Genomic DNA, 1,519 nt, shown 5'->3' on the forward strand with positions numbered 1-1,519 from the left:
GGCTGACGGCAGCGCTCTTCGAGCAGATGGCGGTGCACCATCCGGACGCTCTCGCCAGCGTGCCGCGGGTGTTGGCGGGCGGTGACGTGCTTCCTGCGTCCCGCGTGCGGGAGCACCTGACGCGGCTTCCTCCGGGCTCCGTGCTCGTCAATGGCTACGGGCCCACCGAGAACACCACCTTCTCCACCACCCATGCCCTGCGCGCGGGCGACGCGGTGGGCGCCTCCGTCCCCATCGGCCGGCCCCTGCCCCACTCCACCGTGTACGTGCTGGACGCGGCGATGCGACCGGTGCCTCCGGGCATGCCCGGCGAGCTGTACGTCGGTGGCGAAGGACTCGCGTGGGGCTACCTGCACCAGCCCGCGCTCAGCGCCGAGCGCTTCCTTCCGCACCCGTTCAGCACCACGCCGGGTGCGCGCCTCTACCGCACCGGTGACAAGACCCGCTGGCGTCCGGACGGGACCTTGGACTTCCTGGGCCGCACCGACTTCCAGGTGAAGCTGCGCGGTTTCCGCGTCGAACCGGGCGAGCTCGAAGCAGCCCTGCGTGCACTGCCCGGCGTGCACGAGGCCGTGGCCGTGGTGCGCGAGGACGTCGCCGGGGACAAGCGACTGGTGGCCTACGTCGTCGGCGTGGCGTTGGAGGGCAAGGCCCTGCGCTCCGCCCTCCAGCAGCGGCTCCCTGACTACCTCCTCCCTGGTGCCGTCGTGGTGCTGGATGCGCTGCCCTTGAACGCCAACGGCAAGCTGGACCGCTCGGCACTGCCGGTGCCGGAGGCTCCCGTGGCGACGGAGGATCACTTCGTCGCTCCGCGCGATGCGCTGGAGGAACAGCTCGCCGCCCTCTTTGCCGAAGTGCTGCACGTGGCGCGGGTGGGCATCCACGATGACTTCTTCGACCTGGGTGGCCATTCGCTGCTGGCCACGCAGGTGGTGTCCCGACTGCGCTCGACGCTGGGGGTGGAGTTGCCCCTGGGGGACCTGTTCACCGCGCCCACCGTGGAGACGCTCGCCGTTCGCGTGGCGGCCCTTCTTGCGCAGGAGGGCCCACGTTCGGGGACTCCGCCGCTCGTGCCCATGCCTCGCACCGGTCCCGTGCCGCTGTCGTTCGCCCAGCAGCGGCTGTGGTTCCTGGATCAGCTCCAGCCCGGCAGCGCCTTCTACAACGTGCCCGGCATCCTCGTGCTCGATGGCACCTTGAATGTCGCCGCGCTGGAGCAGGCGCTCCAGGGCCTGGTGCAACGGCATGAGGCGCTGCGCACCACGTTCGCTTCCGAGGGGGAGGCTCCCGTCCAGCGGCTCCACACCGGCGTCACGCTCTCCCTGCCCGTCATTGAGCTGACGTCCGTTTCCGAGGACCTTCGCGAAGAGGAAGCGCACCGCCACGCCGCCGCCACGCCGGGGCTCACGGTGAAGTAGCGCTGGCCTCCGGAGAAGGCCTCCACGTCAAAGGACCTGCGCAGGTACAGCGCGGCCACGCGCGGCCCGGCGAAAAGCGTCAGCCGCTCCCACCGCCAGAG

General features: G+C 71.0%; 1 protein-coding gene. It reads left to right on the forward strand.

Going from position 1 to position 1,519, the window contains the following annotated elements:
- On the forward strand, positions 1 to 1,418 hold a 1,418-nt coding region (locus tag D7V93_RS42930; protein WP_341871003.1), incomplete at its 5' end, for an AMP-binding protein.
- Between the last annotated feature and the right edge of the window lie 101 nt (positions 1,419 to 1,519).

The sequence above is a fragment of the Corallococcus llansteffanensis genome, from assembly GCF_003612055.1.
Classification (GTDB): Bacteria; Myxococcota; Myxococcia; order Myxococcales; family Myxococcaceae; genus Corallococcus; species Corallococcus llansteffanensis.